Annotated in this window: 3 protein-coding genes and 1 pseudogene; all 4 read left to right on the plus strand. The window is 67.6% G+C overall.

Translation table 11 applies throughout. From position 1 onward, the window contains the following. Positions 1-19 precede the first annotated feature (19 nt). Entirely contained in the window at positions 20-3,313 is a 3,294-nt protein-coding gene (locus VGH68_RS10275; protein ID WP_331603490.1) for an Rne/Rng family ribonuclease, read from the plus strand. Between the two features lie 204 nt (positions 3,314-3,517). Continuing rightward, positions 3,518-4,627, plus strand: coding sequence for a GTP 3',8-cyclase MoaA (gene moaA, locus VGH68_RS10280; protein ID WP_331603491.1), 1,110 nt, complete (start codon positions 3,518-3,520; stop codon positions 4,625-4,627). Between the two features lie 11 nt (positions 4,628-4,638). Beyond that, positions 4,639-5,265, plus strand: a complete 627-nt coding sequence (gene mobA / locus VGH68_RS10285; protein WP_331603492.1) for a molybdenum cofactor guanylyltransferase MobA — start codon at positions 4,639-4,641, stop codon at positions 5,263-5,265. Between the two features lie 61 nt (positions 5,266-5,326). Continuing rightward, positions 5,327-5,801 (plus strand): annotated as a pseudogene (locus tag VGH68_RS10290) (molybdopterin molybdenumtransferase MoeA); the annotation flags it as partial.

Raw genomic sequence — 5,801 nt, forward strand, 5'->3', positions numbered from 1 at the left:
GCCGCTCTGGAGCCGTTCAATGAAACGAATGTTGTTCAACGCGACGCAGCAGGAAGAACTGCGCGTCGCCATCGTCGATGGGCAAAAACTCATCGATATCGACATCGAAACCGCCGGGCGCGAACAGCGCAAAGGCAATATTTACAAAGGCATCATCACCCGCATCGAGCCATCGCTCGAAGCCTGCTTCGTCAACTACGGCGAAGACCGCCACGGCTTTCTGCCGTTCAAGGAAGTCGCCCGCCAATACTTCCGTGACAGCGTCGACATGCGTTCCGCACGCATCCAGGACGCGCTCAAGGAAGGTCAGGAACTCATCGTTCAGGTCGAAAAAGAGGAGCGCGGCAACAAGGGCGCGGCCCTGACCACGTTCATCTCGCTCGCCGGCCGCTATCTGGTGCTGATGCCGAACAACCCGCGCGGCGGCGGCGTGTCGCGCCGGATCGAAGGCGACGACCGTCAGGAACTGCGCGAAACCATGGCGCAGCTGCAACTGCCGGAAGGCATGAGCATCATCGCGCGCACGGCTGGCATCGGCCGCAGCGCCGAAGAACTGCAGTGGGACCTGAACTACCTGATGCAGCTGTGGCGCGCGATCGAAGCCGCGTCGCAGAGCGGCGCGAACGGTCAGCCGATGCTGATTTATCTCGAATCGAGCCTCGTGATCCGCGCGATCCGCGACTACTTCCAGCCCGATATCGGCGAAATCCTGATCGACACCACCGAGATCCATGACCAGGCGCGCGCCTTCATGGATATCGTGATGCCGGACAATGTCGGCAAGGTGAAGCGGTATCACGACGACGTGCCGCTCTTCTCGCGCTTCCAGATCGAGCACCAGATCGAGACCGCGTACTCGCGTACGGTGCCGCTGCCGTCGGGTGGCGCGATCGTGATCGACCACACCGAGGCGCTCGTCGCGATCGACGTCAACTCGGCGCGCTCGACCAAGGGTGCGGACATCGAGGAAACCGCCGCGCGCACCAACCTCGAAGCAGCCGACGAAGTCGCTCGCCAGCTGCGCCTGCGCGACCTGGGCGGCCTGATCGTGATCGACTTCATCGACATGGAGTCGGCCAAGAGCCAGCGCGAAGTCGAGCAGCGCCTGAAAGACGCGCTCAAGCACGACCGCGCACGTGTGCAGATGGGCAAGATCTCGCGCTTCGGCCTGATGGAGCTGTCGCGCCAGCGTCTGCGCCCGGCGCTGTCGGAAGGCAGCCACGTGACCTGCCCGCGCTGCAACGGCACGGGCCATATCCGCGATACCGAATCGTCCGCGCTGCAAGTGCTGCGGATCATTCAGGAAGAAGCGATGAAGGAAAATACCGCGGCGATCCATTGCCAGGTGCCGGTCGAAGTGACCGCCTTCCTGTTGAACGAGAAGCGTGCCGAAATCAACAAGATCGAGTCGCGTTTCAAGGTCAATGTCGTACTGATCCCGAACAAGCACCTCGACACGCCGCACTACAAGCTCGAACGTCTGCGTCACGACGATGCGCGCCTCGACGAGCCGCGCGCATCGTGGAAGATGGCCGAGGAATCAGCCCGCGAGCTGGAATCGGAAACCGGCTACAGCAAGCGCACCGAGGAAGTGAAGCCGAAGCAGGAAGCGGCGGTCAAGGGGATCACGCCAGAGAAGCCGGCGCCGAGCGCGCCGGTTCGCCCGGTGGCCGCACCGGTTCCCGTCGCGGTCACGCCCGCAGGCGGCGGCTTTATCGGCTGGCTGAAGAATCTGTTCGGCATGCAGCCGGCTGCTCCGGCGCCGGCCGCGCCGGCCGCGACCGAAAAGCCCGCTCGCGCGCAACGCGGTGAACGTACCGAGCGCGGCGAGCGCACCGGCGAGCGTAACGGCGATCGCAACCGCAACCGCCGTGGCGGCGCGGGCAGCCGCGAAGGGGCAGCGCGCGGCGAAGGCGTCGCGGCCGGTCGTCAGGCATCAGGCCAGCAGCCGTCGCAGCGTCGCGAGGAACGCGAAAGCCGTGAGCCGCGCGAAGCCCGCGAGCCGCGTGGTAATCGTGAGCCGCGCGAGGCACGTGAAGGCCGTGAGCCGCGCGAAGCTCGCGAGGCCCGTGAACCGCGTGAAGCTCGCGAAGGCCGTGAGCGCGACAGCCGTGGCGCCGAGCGCGCGGAAGCCGCCGAAGGCACCCCACGCGCCGAGCTTCAGGAACGCGGCGAGCGCCGTGAACGTGGCGAACGCGGTGAACGTCGCAAGCCGCAGGCAGAGACCGCCGCTGCGCTGACGCAAACCGACCCGCAAGCCGACGACGAACTGGCACGCAACCAGGCTGCTATTGGCGAGAACGGCGTACCGGCCGATCAGGAAGCGGTCGCGCGTGACGGCGAAGAGCGCCGCCGCCGCCGCCGCGGCCGCCGCGGCGGTCGTCGCGAGCGCGAAGAGGACGTGAACGGCAACCTCGCAGCAGACGTCGCGGAAGCCGAAGGTAATGGCGCTACCGCGAATGACGAAGCGCCGCTGCGCGCCGCCCAACCGGTCGAACGCCACGCTGAGCGCAGCGAAGCGAAGGATGTGACGCCGGTCGAAGTGGTGGTCGCCGCTGTCGCGACCGAGACCGTCGTCGTGACCGAGTTGCACGCGGTAGCCGAAACCCCGGCTCTGGCTGCCGAGATCGCTGCGAAGACCGAAACGGTCGTGCCGGCCGAGCAGGCTCCGGTAGCCCGTGCTGCTATTGAACCGGCTGCTGCCGAACCGGTCACCGTCGAACCGGCTGTGACCGAAGCCGTGGCTGCAGAGCCGGCACCGCACGCACCGGTACAAGCACCTGTCGCGACCCCGGCGGCGCCGGCCGCAAGCGAGACGGTTTCGCTGGCTGAAGCGCTCACGCCTACGGAAGCGCCTGCGGTTGCGCGGCCGGTCGAAGTCCAGCCGGCCATCCAGGCTCAAGTGCAAACCCCTGCGACGCCGCTCGAAACCGCGGCTCCGGCCACGGTCATTGCTGCACCCGCAGTTGAGCCGGCGTCGCAAGCCGAGATCGTCGAGCCGCAGCCGGCCACCACGGCGGAACCGGTGGCGGTCGAGCCCGCTTCGGCGACAGTCGCGACTCCGGCCCCGCAAGCCCCGCACGATGCACCGCCAGCCGCCGCGGGCGGCACAGCATCGGCGGACGCGCTGAAGCCAATCCTTGAACAGGCTGGCCTGATCTGGGTGAATACCGACGCAGACAAGCTGCGCGCGGCACAGGAAGCGGCGGTACAGACGGTCAAGCCGCCGCGCCGCGTCCGTGAGCGCAAGCCGCTGCCGCCGGCCGACAGCGCGCCGATGCAACAGGTCGAAACGATCAAGCATCCGCAGTAAGCCGCGTCGTTACGAGTAAAAAGCCCGCCCTCCCGGCGGGCTTTTTCGTTTCCGCGCTCGTGCGGGCCGACCTGCCCCCCGCAGCGGCGGCGACATCGCCGCCCCCCGTATACCCCGACAGCGCCCGCAACGCGTCTGCCGCCGCTGGCATTTCCGTTAAAATGAATCATCCGCTGTCTGTTCACGCATCCGACGAAGCACTTCATGTCCCGACGCATCATCCCTGTTGCCGACCTCAGCACGGCGCCGGTCATCGCCGGCCCGACGCAGACGCCTAGCGGCGCGCTGCACGATGCGCTGGCGCGTCCACTACGCGATCTGCGCATCTCGGTGACGGACCGCTGCAACTTCCGCTGCGTGTACTGCATGCCACGGGCGGTATTCGACAAGGACTATGCGTTCCTGCCGCACAGCGCGCTGCTGAGCTTCGAGGAGATCGAACGGCTCGCGCAGCTGTTCCTCGCGCATGGCGTCGAGAAAATCCGCCTGACCGGCGGCGAACCGCTACTGCGCAAGAACCTCGAATTCCTGATCGAACGCCTGTCGCGGCTGACGACACCGGCGGGGCGCCCGCTCGATCTCACGCTGACCACCAATGGTTCGCTGCTCGCGCGCAAGGCGCAAAGCCTGAAGGACGCGGGGCTGACCCGGGTGACGGTCAGCCTCGATGCGCTCGACGACGCTCTGTTTCGCCGCATGAACGACGCCGACTTCGCGGTCGCCGACGTACTCGACGGCATTGCCGCCGCGCATGCGGTCGGCCTCGCGCCGGTCAAGGTGAACATGGTCGTCAAACGCGGCACCAACGACAGCGAAATCGTGCCGATGGCGCGTCATTTCAAAGGCTCGGGGGCGGTGCTGCGCTTTATCGAATACATGGACGTCGGCACGTCGAACGGCTGGAACATGACCGAGGTGCTGCCGTCCGCCGATGTCGTGGCGCGCATCGCGGCGCATTTCCCCGTGGCTCCGCTAGAAGCGCATAGCGTGGCCGAGACCGCGCAGCGCTGGGGCTACGTCGACGGTGGTGGCGAGATCGGCGTGATTTCGAGCGTCACGCGCGCGTTCTGCGGTAATTGCACGCGCGCGCGTCTATCGACCGAAGGCAAGCTGTACCTGTGCCTGTTCGCATCCACCGGCCACGATCTGCGCGCGCTGCTGCGCGGCGGCGCCAGCCAGGCGGAAATCGCTACCGCTATCGCCGAAATCTGGCAGGGCCGCAGCGACCGCTATTCTCAATTGCGGGGCAACCAGCCTGCCGATCCGGGCGAGCCCGCCGGACGCCGGGTCGAAATGTCCTACATCGGCGGTTGAGCGGCCGGCGCATGCAAACCACGCGTGAACAGATCACCGGCCTTGTGCTCGCGGGCGGCCGCGGCACACGCATGGGCGGCGTCGACAAGGGGCTGCAACCGCTGCACGGCGAGCCGCTCGCCGCGCACGTAATGAAGCGCCTCGCGCCGCAAACCGGCGCGCTGCTGATCAGCGCCAATCGCCATCCCGACATCTACGCCGCGCTCGGCGCACCCTATCGCGCGACCGTCGTCGCCGACTCGCTGCCTGACTTCGCAGGGCCGCTCGCGGGCATACTCGCCGGTCTACGCGCCGCCGGCACCGCGTATCTGCTCAGCGCTCCGTGCGACTCGCCATGGTTTCCCGCGGACCTCGCTGCGCGCCTTGCACACGCGCTCGACGCTGACCGGGCCGACCTCGCCACCGTCGCGACCGTCGCCCCCCGCGGTGACAGGTCGCTGCACCCCGTCTTTGCGCTGATGCGCACCGCCCTCGCGGACGACCTGACGGCGTTTCTGGCCGCCGGCGAACGCAAGGTCCGCGCGTGGTACGCACGCCACAAGACGGTCGAAGTCGTCTTTACCGACGAGCGACCGTTTTACAATGCCAACTCGTTGCAAGAACTCGCCGACCTCGAACGTAATCGAGGCCCCGGCTGACATCCCGTTTGGCCGCGCGGCCATAGCCACGCCCGTCTCCGGTCGCGACGCCCAGCCCTTCATGACCACGCTCAACGACTTGTCCCGCTGCGTCGCGCAGTACGATCCTCAGGCGCTACCCGTTCCGGCCGCTCAGGCGATTGTCCGGCAGTGGGCGACGCCGGTCGCGGCCGTCGAGCGCGTCGCGTTGCGCGATGCGCTCGACCGGGTACTCGCCACCGACATCGTGTCGCCAATCGATGTCCCCGCGCACGACAACTCCGCGATGGACGGCTACGCGTTCAATCGCGCGGCGCTCGCCGGCAGTGTGCAAAACGGCACGGCGGCCGTGGAATTGACGGTCGCCGGCAAGGCGCTCGCCGGCCATCCGTTCGCGGGCCCCGTGGCGGCGAACCAGTGCGTGCGCGTGATGACGGGCGCCTGCATGCCCGCCGATTGCGACACGGTGGTGCCACAGGAACTGGTGGAACGAAACGCCGACACCGCTTCGATCCGTTTTGCCGCCAACGCGGTGGCCGGGGGGGCGAACCGCCGCC

Origin of the sequence: Paraburkholderia sp. (assembly GCF_036488505.1) — a bacterium.
In the GTDB taxonomy this organism is placed as follows: domain Bacteria; phylum Pseudomonadota; class Gammaproteobacteria; order Burkholderiales; family Burkholderiaceae; genus Paraburkholderia.